Raw genomic sequence first — 17,829 nt, 5'->3', positions numbered from 1 at the left:
AGTTTAGGAAGTGATTAATTTTTGTGATAAGAATTTTAATACTAATTTGCCCATTTCGGCTGTGCCCAAAACTTTAAACCGGTTTGTGTTTTGGTCAGCAATATCATGTGTTCTAAAGCCTTCTTTCAATACCTGATCGATGGTATCAACCAATAATTTGGCTTCTTCTTTTAGTCCGAAACCAATTTCTAACATTAATGCTGCCGATAGGATAGAAGCCAGTGGATTGGCTAAATCTTTGCCTGCAATATCGTGTGCTGAGCCGTGGATAGGTTCGAAGAAACCTGTGCTTTCGCCAACAGATGCCGAAGCCAGCATACCCATTGAACCTGCAATTTGCGAAGCCTCATCGGTTAAAATATCACCAAATAGGTTAGCAGTTAACACCACGTCGAATTTTTTAGGGTTTTTGATCAGCTGCATCGCGGCATTATCGATAAACATGTGCTCTGTTTCTACGTCAGGATATTGTTTTGCAATTTCCTGAACGGTTTCGCGCCATAAACGTGAACTTTCTAAAACATTTGCTTTATCTACCGAACATAATCTTTTGTTCCGCTGTTGAGCCGCTTGGTAAGCTTTGTGCGCAATGCGTTCTACCTCATAGCGATGATAAATCATTAAATCTGAAGCCGTATTACGGTCTTCAGAGCGGGTTTTTTCGCCAAAGTAAACATCACCTGTTAATTCGCGGAAGAACAAAATATCGGTTCCTCTTAAAATTTCCGGTTTGATGCTCGATGCCTGAAGAAGTTCATCAAATAGTAATATCGGGCGGAGGTTGGCAAATAAGCCCAGTTCCTTACGGATTTTTAAAAGGCCTTGTTCTGGTCTAACTTTTAAACTAGGGTCGTTATCATATTTGGCATGACCGATGGCTCCAAAAAGGATGGCATCACTTTGTCTGGCTTTTTCTAAAGTTTCATCAGGCAAAGGTTCACCAGTAACTTCGATGGCCGCATGGCCCATTAAAGCTTCTTCGAACGTAAATTCATGTCCAAAAATTTCGGCAATTTTTTCTAATGCTGCTTTCCCCCAGGTGGTAACCTCGGGTCCAATACCGTCTCCAGGTATTACTAAAATGTTCTTCTTCATTGTTGATTCCTCTTTCGCTACCGCCGTTTTTACCACAGATTTTTTCAGGATTTGTGGCTAATTTTGCATCAGCTTAATATTTCTGTGTTTAAACTTTCGACGACTTTTACTTCGCCTTTTTCTAACAATATTCTTTTTTCAATGCAGGTTGGCAGCTGCGATTCAAAGTGGCCAACGTAAATCAGGGTCATTCCATTGCTGCACAGCTCATCAACCAGCTGGTTGAAATATTTTGTTTGCTGTTGGTCTAAACCCTGACAAGGTTCATCCAGAATTAATAGTTCCGGATTTTTTATAATCGTCCGCGCTAATAATACCAATCGTTGTTTACCGAGTGGAAGTGCGGTTAATAATTCATTTTTGTTTTCGGCTAACCCAAAATATTCAATCAGCTCATCAACTTGTGTTCTTTTGGTATAAGGTAATTGCTGAAACAGGCCTACAGTATCGTAAAAGCCCGAAGCAATACATTTCCACACGGTTGAAGTGGCATCGAAGTACCAGTGAAACTCTGGCGAGATTAAACCAATGTGCTGTTTAATATCCCATATACTTTCGCCACTTCCACGCTTGTTGCCAAACAAATAAAGTTCGTTGGCATAAGATTGTGGGTGGTCGCCATTTATTAAACTCAATAAGGTGGATTTTCCCGAGCCATTATGGCCTTGTAATAACCATTTTTCGCCAGCTTTAACTTCCCAGTTGATGTTTTTTAGTACCTGTTTTTCGCCATAGCTGATGTTAACATCAACCATTTTTACCATATTAGTTGATGAATAAATCGGCGACTCCTTTAAAAAAGCAGGGATTTTCTTTTTGTATATTTCAGGTGGAAGGTCTTCAATTTTTCTTGAAAATGACGTTACAATCTGCCCGTCTATAATCTCTGCAAAACAATCGATGCTTGCAGGCAATTCGAAATCGTTGCAGATTAAAATTAATTGTACGCCTTCTTCCGTAATCTGATCCAAAAGCGTATTCAGATTTTTGCGCGATGCGGTATCCAAACCTGTATAAGGTTGATCGATAATCAACAATTGAGGTTTTAACCATAAGGCTTTAACCAACTGCAGCTTTTTATGCTCACCGCTTGATAATTCGATTAGCTGTGAGCTGGCAAAAGTAGCAAAACCAAGTGCTTCTAAAATGGGTTCAACCAAATCCAAATGAAGTCCTTTTTCTTTGCCATAAGCTACCAGTTCTGCATGCACTGTCAAAGTATCATTAGCCTGTAAACTGGTGTAGCGCTGCTGGTAATAAAAATTGGCAACACCTTCTAAATTTTTAAACTGGTACCAACTTTCTACAAATAAAACTTCGGCCGGTAATTTACTTTGGGCATCGTAATTGATTTCAATACTGCCTTGTGAAGGAATTAAACCCGCAATGGCTTTAGCCAAAGAAGTTTTTCCGCTGCCACTTTCACCCCATAAAACCCAGTTTTGGCACACATTTACTTCCCAATACAAATCCTTTAGCACCGCTTTATTGCGATAACTTAAGTTTAGGTTTTGTATGTAGACAAATGGTTTAAACATTATTTTGCCTGTTCAAATTCTTCAATTAATTGTTTTTGGTTTAAGATGAAATCGATATCATCATAACCATTAATCAGACATGATTTTTTGTAAGGATTGATTTCAAATGATTCCTGAGCGCCAGTTTCTACAATCGTAACTGTTTGATTTTCTAAATCAACTTCTAAGGCCGATTTTGGATTGTGATCAACCGCGTTGAAGATCTGCGTCAAAAACTCCTCGCTTACCTGGATTGGTAACAAGCCATTGTTTAAGGCATTTCCTTTAAATATATCAGCAAAAAAACTGCTAATTACCGCATCGAATCCTGCATCCTGAATGGCCCATGCGGCGTGCTCACGACTACTGCCACAACCAAAGTTTTTTCCTGCCACTAAAACCTGGCCACTGTAGGTTGGGTTGTTCATCACGAAATCAGCTTTAGGCTGGTTATCGTTTTCATAACGCCAATCGCGGAACAAATTTTCGCCAAAACCCTCGCGGGTGGTCGCTTTTAGAAACCTCGCAGGAATAATCTGGTCGGTATCGATGTTCTCTATGTTTAAAGGCACTACTGCCGATGTTAATTTTGTGAATTTTTTCATGTCAATTAGTATCAAGTAAGGAGTACCAAGTAGCAAAACTTGTATTCCATTTTTTATCTTTATTCTTTAAACCTTACAACCTTCCACCTTAACAAAGTGTTCAACTGTTGGAAAAGGATCATAAAAGTGATGTAATAACTTTTTCCAATCCTGGTACTTTGCCGATTCTCTGAAACCTTTGGTGTGCGCCTCCAGTGTTTCCCAGTTTACCAGCACGATATATTTATTTTCTACCTCTACACATTTTTGAAGCTGATGCGAAATATAACCTTCCATCGAAGAAATGATTTTTTGCGCTTCGTGAAAAGCTTTTTCAAAATCGGCCGATAATCCGCCTTTTACATTTAGTATGGCAACTTCTAAAATCATATATTTATTATCCGTCATTGTGAAGCAATCTACTTAGCCTTGCAATCGCATTAAGATTGCTTCGTGCCTCTCAATGACGATCAGGCTTGGCATTTAGCTTTTACCTTAAACCTTTAGCCTTCTACCTTATCTAACAAATCCCTTATATCGGTAATTTTTCCAGTTACGGCTGCAGCTGCTGCTGTAAGTGGACTGGCCAATAAGGTACGGGCATTTTGTCCTTGTCTGCCTTCGAAGTTTCTGTTCGATGTAGATACACAATATTTACCAGCCGGGATTTTATCTTCGTTCATTCCTAAACAGGCACTGCAACCCGGTTCGCGTAACTGGAAACCAGCGGCTTCGAAAATTTTATCCAAACCTTCGTTTATGGCCTGTTGTTCTACCTGTTTTGATCCCGGAACAATCCAAACGGTTACATTATCTGCTTTGCGTTTATCTTTAACAAAATCGGCTACTTCGCGTAAATCTTCAATGCGCGAGTTGGTGCAGCTTCCGATGAATACATAATCAACTGGTTTTCCAATCAATGATGAATCATCATCAAAGCCCATATAATCCAAAGCTTTCTGGTACGAAAGTTTTTCTTTTTCTGGTTGTGCACCAGTGGCCGGAATATGTTCCTGAATACCCATACCCATACCCGGGTTGGTACCATAGGTGATCATTGGCGCAATGTCTGCAGCATCGAAAGTTAACACACTATCGAACTTCGCATCGGCATCACTATATAATGTTTTCCAGTAAGCTAAAGCTTTATCCCACTCTTTGCCGGCTGGAGCAAATTCTCTTCCTTTAATGTAATCGAAAGTGGTTTGATCAGGTGCAATTAAACCACCACGTGCACCCATTTCGATACTCATGTTACAGATGGTCATGCGGGCTTCCATACTTAAAGCCTCGATTGCAGAACCTGCATATTCTATAAAATAACCTGTACCGCCAGCGGCAGAAATTTTGGCAATAATGTATAAGATGATATCTTTTGCACCTACGCCTTGTCCAAGTTCGCCATTTACCTCAATTTTCATGGTTTTAGGTTTCGACTGCAATAAACATTGCGTGGCGAAAACCTGCTCAACCTGCGACGTACCGATACCAAATGCAATGGCACCAAAGGCACCATGGGTAGAGGTGTGACTATCGCCGCAAACCATTGTTTTTCCCGGTAAGGTAATACCCAGCTCCGGACCGATAACGTGTACGATTCCCTGGAAAGGATGACCTAAGCCGTAAAGTTCTACTCCGAATTCTGCGCAGTTTTTAGTAAGCATGTCTACCTGATAACGCGAAAGCTCCTCTTTAATCGGTAACAACTGGTTTAAAGTTGGTACGTTATGATCGGCAGTGGCTACAGTTTGCTTTGGACGTAAAACAGGTAATCCTCTTTTGCGCAATCCATCAAATGCCTGCGGAGAGGTTACCTCGTGTATTAAGTGTGTATCAATGTATAAAATATCAGGAAATCCTTCTTCACTTTTTACAACGTGAGCATCCCAAATTTTTTCTACTAATGTTTTTGACATTTTGTTATTATTTAATGTTTGTCAGTCTGAGCTTGTCGAAGACTTTTTCGTTATAGAAACAAAAAGAATTCCTTCGACAAGCTCTTGATGACATTCTTTTGTTTCTATGCAGTTTTAATCGCTTTCATTGCAGTCATTGCCTTACGCAAAGTAGCACCAATCTGTTCTACTTCGTGAGAGCGGATCGCCTCGTTGATATCAATTAATTTTCTGTTATCAACTGCACCATCTTTACCTTCGTTAAAGTTTTTACCAACTAAATCAGTATCTACTTTTTTCATGAAATCGCCTAAAAGTGGTTTACAAGCCTGATCGAACAAATAACAACCATATTCTGCAGTATCAGAAATTACACGGTTCATTTCGAATAATTTCTTACGTGCAATGGTGTTGGCAATAAGTGGTGTTTCGTGTAACGATTCGTAGTAAGCCGATTCTGGTTTAATACCTGCCTGTACCATAGTTTCGAAAGCCAATTCAACACCGGCACGAACAAAAGCAACCATTAAAGTATAGTTATCGAAATATTCCTGTTCGCCGATTTTTACATCACCTGCAGGTGTTTTTTCGAAAGCAGTTTCGCCAGTTTCCGCTCTCCATTTCAATAAGTTTTTATCACCATTTGCCCAATCTTCCATCATAGTACGACTAAATTCGCCACTCATAATGTCGTCCTGGTGTTTTTGGAATAACGGACGCATAATGTCTTTCAGTTCTTCCGATATTTCGAAAGCTTTGATTTTAGCCACATTGCTTAATCTATCCATCATGGCCGTAATACCACCTTGTTTTAGAGCTTCGGTAATTACTTCAACACCATATTGCACCAATTTAGAGGCATAACCGGCATCGATTCCTTTTTCTACCATTTTATCGAAAGATAGGATGGAACCTGTTTGCAATAAACCACAAAGGATGGTTTGCTCGCCCATTAAATCAGATTTTACTTCAGCTACGAAAGATGATTTTAATACACCAGCCCTGTGGCCACCGGTACCCACACAATAAGCTTTAGCCTGTGCCAAGCCTTTGCCTTGAGGATCATTTTCAGGGTGAACAGCAATTAAGGTAGGAACACCAAAACCACGCACATACTCTGCTCTAACTTCACTACCAGGGCATTTAGGCGCAACCATGATAACGGTTAAATCTTTACGGATTTGCATACCTTCCTCAACGATATTGAAACCGTGAGAATATAACAAAGTAGCTCCCTCTTTCATTAAAGGCATAATTGCATTTACAACAGCGGTGTGTTGTTTATCAGGAGTAAGGTTAATTACTACATCTGCATTTGGAATTAACTCTTCGTAAGTGCCAACGGTGAAATTGTTTTCAGTTGCATTTTTCCACGAATCGCGTTTACCTTCAATTGCTTCCTTACGTAAAGTGTAGCTTACATCTAAACCACTATCTCTTAAATTTAAACCTTGGTTTAAGCCTTGTGCGCCACAACCTACAATTACCAGTTTTTTGCCTTTTAATGCGCTAACGCCATCTAAAAATTCAGCACTGTCCATGAAGTCGCAAACACCTAATTGGTTTAATTTTTCTCTAAGAGGTAATGTGTTAAAATAATTTGCCATTGTTTTTTATTGGTTAATTTCTATTTAATTATCGGGTTATATATTCTTTTTTTCCTTCGGTTTGATTCACAGATGAGGTGATTTTGCCGATTTTTTATTTGAAAAGCGGGTTTCTGTGCTTTTCGGTTGTTTCAGTCCCGCTATTCGTAAAAACTTTAGACTGTGCTTCGACTACGCTCAGCATGACAGTCTAAAATTTTTACTGCTATCGGGTTTATTTTACTTGGGTTCGGTTTTTCAAACCCTCATCCATTTTCCATCTTACCTCTTCTATTTTATATTTGTCTTTTCAGTGCCCATGCATAACCTTGGTGTACATTATCGTGACCAATAGTCGTGATCAGAATTTCTTCTATGCTGTTCATTTGTACGCCATAAGTTGCTGTTGCAAAAGGAGTAATGCTCGAAAATTTTCCATTTGAATAATCATCTTTTATTTTTTCAATGCTTTCTAATGCAATCGCTTTCAATTCTGCTACTTCTTCTGCTGTTACCGTATAAGTTGGTTTCGTGTCCTTTTTGTAATCCTCGTTAAATTTTACCGAAGTCGCATCTTGCAATACACCTGTGCGCACATAACATAGTGTTTGAGTGCTCACCACAATGTGTCCAAAGTTCCAGATGATGTTATTGTTGAATCCATCGGGAATTTTATTCAGTTCTTCAACAGTTAAACCATCAATTAACCGGATAAAGGCCTTGCGTGAGTTTATTATAAAATCAAATACCTCGTTCATCTTTTTTTTCTTTAGTCTTTGAGCTTTCAGCCTCACTTAGCGCTTCATTAAATGTAATCTTGTTAAAGAATGGATCGTTTACGGTTACTGCCCAGGTTCTATAAAAAGTTTTCTCCAAACCCGGTCTGTTATATTTGTACTTTTTGTCTATAATTTCTTTATGAAATGCTTCTAAACCTGTACAATTAATATGAATATGTGCACCTGGAGAACTATCTCCGTGATGTTCGCTTAAATGTAATTCAATACCATCTAACGAAACCTGCATATAAACCGGGGTGTTTTCTTCAAAAGTATGTTCCCAGTCTATTTTAAAGCCCAGCCAGTTTACATAAAATTCAATTGCTTTATCGTAATCGAAGATTCTTAAAATGGGTATGACTTTATTACATTTCATATTTTTGGTTTCTCGTCATTGCGAGGCCGGATTTTGTGTGAGCCGAAGCAATCTATTTGAGTTAGTCTAAAAGATTGCTTCGTCGTTCCTCCTCGCAATGACGGATTTGTTGTAGACCTTACATCGTAAAAATCTTTCCGCCTTTTTCTAAAAATTCGTTTTCTACCAATTCTTCACCTGGTTCGAAAGCTTCAAATTCTTTCAGTTTTTCGTGAAAACCAGCACTATCTTTAATAATAGCAACCCGAGCAGAACGGACAAACTCGATCAATTCATAAGGTTCTAATGCTTTTACCAAAGCATCAGTCTCTTCGCGGTGACCAGTTACTGCAAAAACGGTATAATCTTTACGAATCACTACTGCACTGGCACCATACTGACGTAATAAACGCTCTACCGTTACTTTTTCTGCAATTTCATCAGTAGAAACTTTGTAAAGTGCCAGTTCCTGCCAGATAATTTCTTCGTTGGTGTTGAAATAAACTTTCAATACCTCAATCTGCTTTTCAATCTGGCGGGCCAGCTTTCTCACCACTTCGTAACCTTCGTGGATAACGATATTAAAACGGTGTATCCCTTCAATTTCTGATGCTGAACTGTTTAAACTTTCGATATTGATTTTTCTTTTCGAGAAAATAATAGCAATCCTGTTTAGTAAACCAATGCGGTTTTCGGCATACACCGTAATGGTATATTCCTGTTTTCCTTCCAGGTCAACGGTGTCTTCTGTGTATTTTATTTTATCTTCAGTACTCATGATAGTTTCTTTTTTATCTTAAACCTCTACCTTACTTCAACCTGATTTCGCTTACACTCATTCCTTGCGGAACCATTGGGAAAACGTTGTTTTCTCTACCAACCATTACTTCCAATAGGTAAGAGCCTTCGTGGTTGATCATGGTTTCTAGTGCGGCTCTTAAGTTTGCACGTTCGTTAACCATTTGTCCTTCGATGTAATACGCTTTAGCTAAGGCTACAAAATCAGGACTGGTGATATTCACGAAAGAATAACGTTTATCATGAAATAACTGTTGCCATTGACGAACCATACCTAAAAAGCGGTTGTTTAAGATCAGAATCTTCACTGCTGCACCAAACTGCATGATGGTACCCAATTCCTGAGGAGTCATCTGGAAACCACCATCACCAATAATGGCGATAACCGTTTTATCTGGTGCACCGTATTTGGCGCCAATTGCTGCCGGTAAACCAAAGCCCATGGTACCTAACCCACCAGAAGTAATATTGCTGCGGGTATTGTTAAATTTAGCATAACGGCAGGCTACCATTTGGTGCTGACCAACGTCGGTAACAATTACAGCATCGCCACCACAAATTTCGTTGATGTTGCGCAATACTTCGCCCATGGTCATTTCATCACCTGTTGGGTAAAGTTCTGGAGTGATGACCTGATCTATTTCCTCCTGGTTGTATTGTCTGAATTTAGCCAACCAATCTTCGTGTTTGTTTTCGTTAACTAACTTGGTTAACAGGGGTAGGGTTTCTTTACAATCGCCCCAAACGCCCACTTCAGCTTTAACATTTTTATCAATTTCGGCAGGGTCGATATCTAAATGTACCACTCTGGCTTGTTTGGCGTATTTATCTAAACGACCGGTTACGCGGTCATCGAAACGCATGCCGATGGCAATTAAGACATCACATTCGTTGGTTAACACATTTGGCCCATAGTTGCCGTGCATACCCAACATCCCTACGTTTAATGGGTGTGAAGTTGGAATAGCACCCTCGCCCATAATGGTCCAGGCCGCTGGAATTCCGCTTTTGTCGATAAAAGCCTTAAATTCTTCTTCCGCTTTACCCAAAACAACACCTTGCCCGAATAAAATGAAAGGTTTTTTTGCTGAATTGATTAATTCGGCAGCTTGCTCAATATATTCGATTCTAACTTTTGGTTTCGGGCGGTAACTGCGGATATGGTTGCATTTTACATATTCAGGAAATTCCTCTAACTGTAACTGTGCATTTTTGGTAATATCAATTAATACAGGTCCCGGTCTACCGCTTTTTGCAATGTAAAAAGCTTTGGCCAATACCTCTTGGATTTCTTTAGCATCAGTAACCTGGTAATTCCATTTGGTAACCGGAGTGGTAATGTTGATCACATCCGTTTCCTGAAAAGCATCCGTACCCAATAAGTGTGCGAAAACCTGTCCGGTGATACAAACTAATGGCGTACTGTCGATTTGAGCATCTGCCAAACCAGTAACCAAATTTGTTGCACCTGGTCCGCTGGTTGCAAATACAACGCCAACCTCGCCGCTTGCCCTTGCAAAGCCTTGGGCAGCATGGATACCACCTTGTTCGTGGCGGACCAATATATGTTCTAATTTATCGGCATAATCGTAAAGGGCATCATAAATAGGCATGATTGCGCCACCCGGATAACCGAAGATAGTGGTTACCCCTTCTTCAATTAATCCATTCAACAAAACCTGCGAGCCTGTTCCTTTAAAGGTTTTTGAGGTTCCTGCTTTCGCCTCGGTTTGTTGTATTGTTTCTTGTGCAGTTTCCATAGTTATGTTTTTGAGGTTCTATTATTCTTTAATTTTAAACCCAATTCTTTCTCTGTCTTTCCACTTTATCTGAGCAATTTTCTCATCGATTAAATTTTCCATTGCATCATAAAGCTCATTAAGTTGAACATCATGTTCACCAATCCGTTCTTTAATCTCGGTTAACTGTTCGTTAAGATTGCTTTGTTTTAGCAAAATTTTCCGAACATCAACAAAAGCCCTCATAATGGCAATGTTCATATTAATGGCTTTGTCGCTGTTTACAACACCGCTTAACATGGTTACTCCATGCTCTGTAAAAGCATAAGGTAGTTTTCTAGTGCCGCCCCAACTTGATGTCACAATTTGTGACTTCAAGTTGGGCTGATCTTTTATCACCATTTGTGATAAAGCACCCTGATTAATCATTTCAAATTCTGCAGAAGTTAACTGAAACATAAAATCTTCCGGAAAACGTTTGATGTTACGTTTTACCGCTTGATTTAATACTCTTGTTTCAACTTCATAAAGCGATGCCAAATCGAAATCCAGCATTACTCTTTCTCCCCGGATTTCATAATCCTATTCTGAATACTTTTAATTATTTGCATAATCTATTTTCTTAGTAATCAATTCATCTGGGGATGATTTTTTGATTTTAGTATTCGTCAGTTACACAGCCACTTGCTGCGTCTGAAACTGTTTTAGCATATTTATATAAAACACCTTTTGTTACTTTTAATGCTGGTTGAGTATAATTTTTCCTGCGTTCGGCAATTACTGCTTCGCTCACCATTAAATTGATGGTATTATTTACGGCATCAATTTCAATCAGGTCGTTATCTTCCACTAATCCAATTAAGCCGCCTTTATAGGCTTCTGGTGTGATGTGGCCAACCACAAAGCCGTGCGTTCCGCCCGAAAAGCGTCCGTCGGTAATTAATGCAATTGATTTACCTAAACCAGCACCAATAATTAGGGAGGTTGGCTTTAACATTTCAGGCATGCCTGGTGCGCCCACGGGCCCTTCGTTTTTAATTACGACAACATCACCTGGTTTAATTCTTCCAGAAGAGATTCCGGCAACTAAATCACGTTCGCCATCAAATACACGCGCAGGACCTTCAAATTTCTCACCTTCTTTACCGCTGATTTTTGCTACAGAACCCTTTTCAGCAAGGTTTCCATAAAGAATCTGTAAGTGGCCTGTTGCTTTAATCGGTTCGCTTAATTTTTGAATAATTTTCTGATCATAATCCATAATCGATTTCACATCAGCTAAATTTTCTGCTACGGTTTTTCCGGTTACGGTTAAGCAATCGCCATGTAATAAACCTTCGTTTAACAAATATTTTAATACCGCTGGGATACCACCATATTGATGTAAATCCTGCATTAAGTATTTTCCGCTAGGTTTAAAATCAGCCAGTACCGGTGTCACATCACTCATTTTCTGGAAATCATCCTGCGTAATTTCTACACCGATAGCTTTACCCATAGCAATAAAGTGCAAAACAGCATTGGTACTACCACCTAATATAATGATCGAACGGATTGCATTTTCGAATGCTTTTCTTGTCATGATATCGGAGGGCTTGATATCTTTTTCCAGTAAAACTTTTATGTATTTGCCGGCATCCAGGCATTCCTGTTTTTTCTCCGGGCTTACTGCTGGGTTTGAAGAAGAATATGGTAAACTCATTCCTAAAGCTTCAATTGCCGAAGCCATAGTGTTTGCCGTGTACATACCACCGCAAGCTCCTGCGCCAGGGCAGGTGTGTTTAATTATGCCCTGATAATCTTCTTCAGAAAGGTTCCCGCAGATTTTTTGTCCCAAAGCTTCGAAAGCCGAAACAATATTCAATTCTTCTCCTTTGTAATGGCCGGGAGCAATTGTACCGCCATAAACCATAATAGAAGGGCGATCTAAACGGGCCATGGCCATAATGGCACCAGGCATGTTTTTATCGCAACCAGGGATGGAGATAATCCCATCATAATATTGGCCACCACAAATGGTTTCGATACTATCGGCAATTACATCGCGGCTTACAAGAGAGTAACGCATCCCATCGGTGCCGTTGCTCATTCCATCACTTACACCAATGGTATTAAAAACCAAGCCGACTAAATCATTTTTCCAGACCCCAACTTTGACGTCTTTTGCAAGGTCGTTTAAATGCATGTTGCAGGTGTTGCCATCGTAGCCCATACTTGCAATACCGACCTGTGCTTTAGCCATATCTGCATCGGTTAAACCGATGCCGTAAAGCATAGCCTGTGCAGCCGGTTGTGTTGGATCTTGTGTAAATGTTTTACTGTACTTGTTTAATTCGCTCATTGTTTAAAATGTATATTCTGGTTCTGTTAGTTGTAAATATTTTAAGGCAAAAAAAAACCGCCTCGTTTCGGAGGCGGTTTCGATAGGGTATATTTTTTACATTATACGCAACGATTTCCACCTCTCTTTTGAGAAATGACAATAATTAAGTTGCTAATAATGTTTGTGTTTATATTCATGTTGTTCACTGAACCACAAACATACTAACTTCTTGAAAAATGCAAAGAACTATTTTACTGTATTTCTCTATTTTTTTACTCCGATTACAATTCCCGTAGCCCAAACCTGTTTGGTAAGCTGTAAATCATCACGTAATTCTAAATCTTTGATTAACTTAATTGCTTTTTCCTGATGTCCTTCAGGCCAATTTTGTTGAGGCAACATGTCATCAATGATATAAAGGCCACCTTTGTTCAGCATGGTAATTGCTTCATCCAGAAGCAAATATTTTCCATGCCAGGTATCGGCAAATATGTAATCGAATTTTTTGTCTTTATTCTTTTCAATCCACTCGGCACCATCAGTATCAACCAATGTTAAACGATTATCATTGCCAAGAAAATTTTTCGCAATGGCTAAAAATTTAGCATCGTTATCTATCGAAGTCAGGGTACTATCCTTATCCAGGCCATCCAATATCCATGAAGTAGATAAACCTGTTCCGGTGCCAAGCTCCAGGAATTTACCTGAAGGTTTGGAAGCAGCGAGTGTTTTCAACAAAGAACAGGTTAATACGTCCGAAGCCATATCAAATCCCGACGCCTTAGTGGCAGCATTTATCTGCTGGTAAGCTTTCGGGTAATGTTGATTGATTTCTTCTGTCATTGGTTTTATTTAATTGTTGACTCTTTTATTCGTTTCTCGACTTCGGACTCATGACTTACCGACTTTGGACTATATAATCACTTCGTAATTTACTTTTTCAAGCACCAGGTTTTTGTAGGCACGTTGTATGGTATAACCGATAGATTCTCTCCATAAAGAGCGGAACACAATATCATCTATCGAGGCAATGCCTGCAATTTCAGTTGCAGTTCCGCATAAGAAAGCACTGTCAGCCTTTTTTAAATCCTCTACTGTTAATTTTTTCTCTATACATTCTATATCCAGTACGGTACAAAGTTCTTTAACGGTTGCACGGGTAATGCCAGGTAAAATGTTTCCTAATGATGGAGTGTATAATTTTCCGTCTTTTTCAAGGAAGATGTTTGCTCCCGATGCCTCTGCAACAAAACCATGCATATCTAAAAGCAAAGCTTCATCGTAACCTTTAATATTCGCTGCTGTAGTAGCCAGAATTGAGTTGACGTAGTTTCCACTCAATTTCGCCTCCATTGGCGTTGATTTTGGGTTTGGCCTTTCGTAATCCGAAATCGTTAATTTTAATAATTTATTGCCCGAATAAGCGTCCCATTCCCAGGCGCAGATTAAGATCGAAACTCCGCTTGGTTCGTTCAACTTCATGTTTGGGTGGCAAAATACCAACGGACGGATATAAGCATCTTTCAGTTTGTTCAACTGCAACAGTTTATAGGTTGCTGCAATTAATTCTTGTTTATCCCATGGGAAAGGAATGTTTGCCAGCTGACAAGAACGCTCTAGTCGGTCGAAATGGGCAGCAGCTTTAAAAATGCGGTTACCGTTATGCGTTTTATAGGCTCTAATACCCTCGAAAGCAGCATAGCCATAATGTAGCGATTGCCCGTAAAGGTCAGTGCTGCTATTTGCAGCTTTTTCAAAAGCTCCATCAAGGTAAATAATCGTATTAGAATTATAGTATTTCATCTGTTTATTTTATTGTTTTTTCATCCGTCAGATGGAGCTCACCATGATTAAATAAGCATTCCACTTGTTTTTTGGTTTTTAATCATGGACGGTTTATAATACTGTGTTTTGTTATTTAAAAAAAGCGTCCCGTTTGTATCGGGACGCTTTAGGTATATTTAGTTTTTTATATCTATTTAAAAGCTGCCCATTTTCTTTCCCCATAAAATTAGGAGAAGAAGGTTAAGTAAAATGACTGGTAACAACACGACATTCCACACTGTTTTTGCAGTAGTAGGATGTGTAGTAAATATGTTGTTCTCGATCGCCATTGTTATCTCTTTGTTTATAAAACCAATTTAGTTTTTGGTTCATTAATATGCAAGAGAAATCAAAAAAAAGTTGAATCAGAATATTATTCTTGTTTTTTGGTTGATTTCGGAATTTTGTTCTTAACTGAGGTTGGATTAGTTATTTAATGCCGACAGCTGTAGACCAAATATCAAAACGGTATACGGTATGTTTGTTATGCTTGCATTATAAATTTTCTGTTTTTCTGCCTAAAATGGCTTAAAGCACGCTGAGAATTGAAAATTTAGGTGATTTTTTGGCGTTAAAAAGAGCAGGGAATTTAAAGTGATTATCAGTTTTGGCAGGAGGGATTTTATTTCTTCGTTCAGTTTTAAGATTTGCAACAAAATGGCCTGTCTGACATGTATAAAAACGAAAAAACCTCCCTGATTTTTAAATCGGGAGGTTTTTGAAATGAGTTAATTATTTTACTTAAGCAATACCTTCGGCCAAAACCACAATTTTGTTATGGATGGCTTCAACTACACCGCCTTTAATAAAAAAGCGTTGCTCATCAGCTTTGTTTGCTTTTATAATAACTTCTCCATCTTCTAAAGTAGAGATGATAGCGGCGTGGTCTTTTAAAATCTGAAAAGATCCTAAAGTACCAGGAACCGTAACTGCTGTTACTTCACCTTCGAAAACTTTTTTATCCGGAGTTAATATTTCTAAATTCATTTGCCCCTCTCTAATCTCCCCAAAGGGGAGAGGTTTTTAAAATGTATATTTTTTGCGCCTTAAACTCCTCCCCTTTGGGGAGGTAGGGTGGGGCTTCTAGTTCGCTTCTGCTAATAATTTTTTACCTTTTTCGATGGCATCTTCAATGCTACCAACTAAGTTAAATGCAGCCTCAGGGTACTCATCAACTTCGCCATCCATGATCATGTTAAATCCTTTGATGGTATCTTTAATGTCAACCAATACGCCTTTTAAGCCTGTAAACTGCTCAGCTACGTGGAAAGGTTGAGATAAGAAACGTTGAACACGACGGGCTCTTGATACAACCAATTTATCTTCTTCAGATAATTCGTCCATACCTAAGATTGCGATGATATCCTGTAATTCTTTATAACGTTGTAAAGTTTCTTTAACACGTTGTGCGGTGTTATAGTGTTCATCACCCAAAACAGCAGGAGAAAGGATACGAGAAGTAGAATCCAATGGATCTACCGCAGGATAAATACCTAACTCGGCAATTTTACGCGAAAGTACAGTAGTAGCATCTAAGTGGGCAAAAGTTGTTGCCGGAGCCGGGTCAGTTAAATCATCCGCTGGTACATATACCGCTTGCACTGATGTAATTGATCCACGTTTTGTTGAGGTAATACGCTCTTGCATTAAACCCATTTCAGTTGCCAATGTTGGTTGGTAACCTACCGCTGACGGCATACGGCCTAATAAAGCCGATACCTCAGAACCTGCCTGGGTAAAACGGAAGATGTTATCAACGAAGAAAAGAATGTCTTTTCCTGCGCCTTCACCATCACCATCACGGAAATATTCTGCAACGGTTAATCCTGATAATGCTACACGTGCACGTGCACCAGGAGGCTCGTTCATTTGTCCGAAAACCAATGTTGCTTTAGATTCTTTTAATTTTTCAGTATCAACAGCTTTCAAATCCCATCCACCTTTTTCCATTGAGTGTAAGAATTCGTCACCATAATTGATTACACCTGATTCGATAAACTCACGAAGTAAATCGTTACCCTCACGAGTACGCTCACCAACACCTGCGAATACTGATAAACCAGCATAAGCTTTAGCTATGTTGTTTACCAACTCCATGATCAATACTGTTTTACCTACACCAGCACCACCGAACAAACCAATTTTACCACCTTTAGCATAAGGCTCTAATAAATCGATTACTTTAATACCTGTAAAAAGCACTTCAGTTTCAGTAGATAAATCTTCGAACTTAGGAGGAGTTGCATGGATAGGACGACCATCTGTTTTATCAACAGCTGTAATACCGTCAATCGCTTCACCAACTACGTTAAATAAACGACCTTTAATCTGGTCGCCTACTGGCATCTTAATTGCTGAACCAGTATCAAGAACCTTCATTCCACGAACTAAACCGTCTGTAGAGTCCATCGAAATTGCACGTACGCGGTCTTCACCTAAGTGCTGTTGAACTTCTAAAACAATTTTTTGTCCATTTTCTTTCGTTATCTCTAACGCATCAAAAATTTTAGGTAGATGGGCATCATCAGCAAAGCTAACGTCAACCACTGGGCCGATAATTTGTGCTATTTTTCCTAAGTTAGGCATATCTGTTGTGAGTAAATTTATTACAGTCAATGAATTAAAGCTGTTTATAGGGGCTCCAATTCGGTTGGCAAAGTTAAGTTATTCTTGCTGAATTTTAAATATATATTATAAAATTTTTTAACATGTTAAATGTTGCCAATTTTTGACAAAAAAATCCCCTGAAAATCTATCGTTTTCAGGGGAAGGAGAGGTGGGACAATGTTTAAAAGGTATAGCCGATACTAAAGCCCGGCCATATGCGATAGAAAAGATCGCCACCTACGCGGCTCCGTGAGAAATCATCCTGAGTTAACCTGACTAATATGCCGGCACGATACATTAGGCCGCCTTCGTTTTTTTGATGCCTAAAGCCTAATCTAAGGGTGCTTATTTTGGCAAGCTTGTAATTTTTGCCAACTATCTCATTCGTAACACTATATTGATAATTGTCGAATAAACTAAAAAAAGTTAAACCGGCACCAGCCTCTATGTGATTTGGATTGTTCTTATTCTTGTTATATAAAAAGTTTATTTCTGTAGGAAAAGTGTATCTGCCATATGCATCTACATCTCTCCTGGGGATGTATTCAAAACCAACCCTCGGCGCAATTGTTAACTCGTTTGAAATATGAAACAACCTATCATAATTTATGGAGTAAACCACTGCATTGCCTAGCCCTTCTAAGTAAATATTGTTGCTTTTAGTTTGAGCAACTGAAGCTAGAAATGTAGCCAATAGAATTATGCTTAAATAGTATTTTTTCATATT

The 17,829-nt window shown here is 39.0% G+C and carries 17 protein-coding genes; all 17 read right to left on the bottom strand.

Annotation, left to right across the window (positions count from 1 at the left end; translation table 11 throughout):
- Positions 1-3: 3 nt before the first annotated feature.
- Positions 4-1,095, bottom strand: a complete 1,092-nt coding sequence (leuB, locus tag R2R28_RS22360) for a 3-isopropylmalate dehydrogenase (RefSeq protein WP_316827873.1) — start codon at positions 1,093-1,095, stop codon at positions 4-6.
- Between the two features lie 68 nt (positions 1,096-1,163).
- Positions 1,164-2,633, bottom strand: a complete 1,470-nt coding sequence (locus R2R28_RS22355; protein WP_316827872.1) for an ATP-binding cassette domain-containing protein — start codon at positions 2,631-2,633, stop codon at positions 1,164-1,166.
- Entirely contained in the window at positions 2,633-3,217 is a 585-nt protein-coding gene (gene leuD / locus R2R28_RS22350; protein WP_316827871.1) for a 3-isopropylmalate dehydratase small subunit, read from the bottom strand. Before leuD ends, R2R28_RS22355 begins: the two co-directional genes overlap by 1 nt.
- Before the next feature lie 66 nt (positions 3,218-3,283).
- The gene (locus R2R28_RS22345; protein ID WP_316827870.1) at positions 3,284-3,586 is read right to left on the bottom strand and encodes an antibiotic biosynthesis monooxygenase; all 303 of its coding nucleotides are present in this window, start codon (positions 3,584-3,586) and stop codon (positions 3,284-3,286) included.
- Positions 3,587-3,699: 113 nt separating this feature from the next.
- Positions 3,700-5,112, bottom strand: a complete 1,413-nt coding sequence (gene leuC / locus R2R28_RS22340; protein ID WP_316827869.1) for a 3-isopropylmalate dehydratase large subunit — start codon at positions 5,110-5,112, stop codon at positions 3,700-3,702.
- Between the two features lie 104 nt (positions 5,113-5,216).
- Positions 5,217-6,698 carry a ketol-acid reductoisomerase gene (gene ilvC, locus R2R28_RS22335; protein WP_316827868.1) on the bottom strand — a complete coding sequence of 494 codons (1,482 nt, stop codon included), beginning with the start codon at positions 6,696-6,698 and terminating at the stop codon, positions 5,217-5,219.
- A gap of 275 nt (positions 6,699-6,973) precedes the next feature.
- The gene (locus R2R28_RS22330) at positions 6,974-7,435 is read right to left on the bottom strand and encodes a DinB family protein (RefSeq protein ID WP_316827867.1); all 462 of its coding nucleotides are present in this window, start codon (positions 7,433-7,435) and stop codon (positions 6,974-6,976) included.
- Positions 7,419-7,832 carry a glyoxalase superfamily protein gene (locus R2R28_RS22325; protein WP_316827866.1) on the bottom strand — a complete coding sequence of 138 codons (414 nt, stop codon included), beginning with the start codon at positions 7,830-7,832 and terminating at the stop codon, positions 7,419-7,421. Before R2R28_RS22325 ends, R2R28_RS22330 begins: the two co-directional genes overlap by 17 nt.
- A gap of 118 nt (positions 7,833-7,950) precedes the next feature.
- Positions 7,951-8,589 (bottom strand): acetolactate synthase small subunit, encoded by a 639-nt coding sequence (gene ilvN, locus R2R28_RS22320; RefSeq protein ID WP_116251728.1) that lies wholly within the window; start codon positions 8,587-8,589, stop codon positions 7,951-7,953.
- Between the two features lie 31 nt (positions 8,590-8,620).
- Positions 8,621-10,369 (bottom strand): biosynthetic-type acetolactate synthase large subunit, encoded by a 1,749-nt coding sequence (gene ilvB / locus R2R28_RS22315; RefSeq protein WP_316827865.1) that lies wholly within the window; start codon positions 10,367-10,369, stop codon positions 8,621-8,623.
- 21 nt (positions 10,370-10,390) lie between these two features.
- Positions 10,391-10,888: an ORF6N domain-containing protein gene (locus tag R2R28_RS22310; RefSeq protein WP_316827864.1), complete on the bottom strand. Its 498-nt coding sequence runs from the start codon at positions 10,886-10,888 to the stop codon at positions 10,391-10,393.
- 118 nt (positions 10,889-11,006) lie between these two features.
- Positions 11,007-12,689 (bottom strand): dihydroxy-acid dehydratase, encoded by a 1,683-nt coding sequence (gene ilvD / locus R2R28_RS22305; protein ID WP_316827863.1) that lies wholly within the window; start codon positions 12,687-12,689, stop codon positions 11,007-11,009.
- Positions 12,690-12,935: 246 nt separating this feature from the next.
- On the bottom strand, positions 12,936-13,514 hold the full coding sequence (locus R2R28_RS22300) for an O-methyltransferase (protein ID WP_316827862.1): 579 nt from the start codon (positions 13,512-13,514) through the stop codon (positions 12,936-12,938).
- A 69-nt stretch (positions 13,515-13,583) separates the two neighbouring features.
- Positions 13,584-14,474 carry a branched-chain-amino-acid transaminase gene (gene ilvE / locus R2R28_RS22295; RefSeq protein WP_316827861.1) on the bottom strand — a complete coding sequence of 297 codons (891 nt, stop codon included), beginning with the start codon at positions 14,472-14,474 and terminating at the stop codon, positions 13,584-13,586.
- A gap of 762 nt (positions 14,475-15,236) precedes the next feature.
- Positions 15,237-15,482, bottom strand: coding sequence for an ATP synthase F1 subunit epsilon (atpC, locus tag R2R28_RS22290; protein ID WP_025145830.1), 246 nt, complete (start codon positions 15,480-15,482; stop codon positions 15,237-15,239).
- A 96-nt stretch (positions 15,483-15,578) separates the two neighbouring features.
- Positions 15,579-17,081 (bottom strand): F0F1 ATP synthase subunit beta, encoded by a 1,503-nt coding sequence (gene atpD, locus R2R28_RS22285; RefSeq protein WP_116251722.1) that lies wholly within the window; start codon positions 17,079-17,081, stop codon positions 15,579-15,581.
- A gap of 202 nt (positions 17,082-17,283) precedes the next feature.
- A complete protein-coding gene (locus R2R28_RS22280; protein WP_316827860.1) occupies positions 17,284-17,826 on the bottom strand; it encodes a hypothetical protein in 543 nt (180 codons plus the stop codon).
- Positions 17,827-17,829: the final 3 nt, after the last annotated feature.

Origin of the sequence: Pedobacter miscanthi, from assembly GCF_032678605.1 — a bacterium.
Classification (GTDB): domain Bacteria; phylum Bacteroidota; class Bacteroidia; order Sphingobacteriales; family Sphingobacteriaceae; genus Pedobacter; species Pedobacter miscanthi_A.
This window is presented reverse-complemented; position numbering and strand designations above follow the sequence as displayed.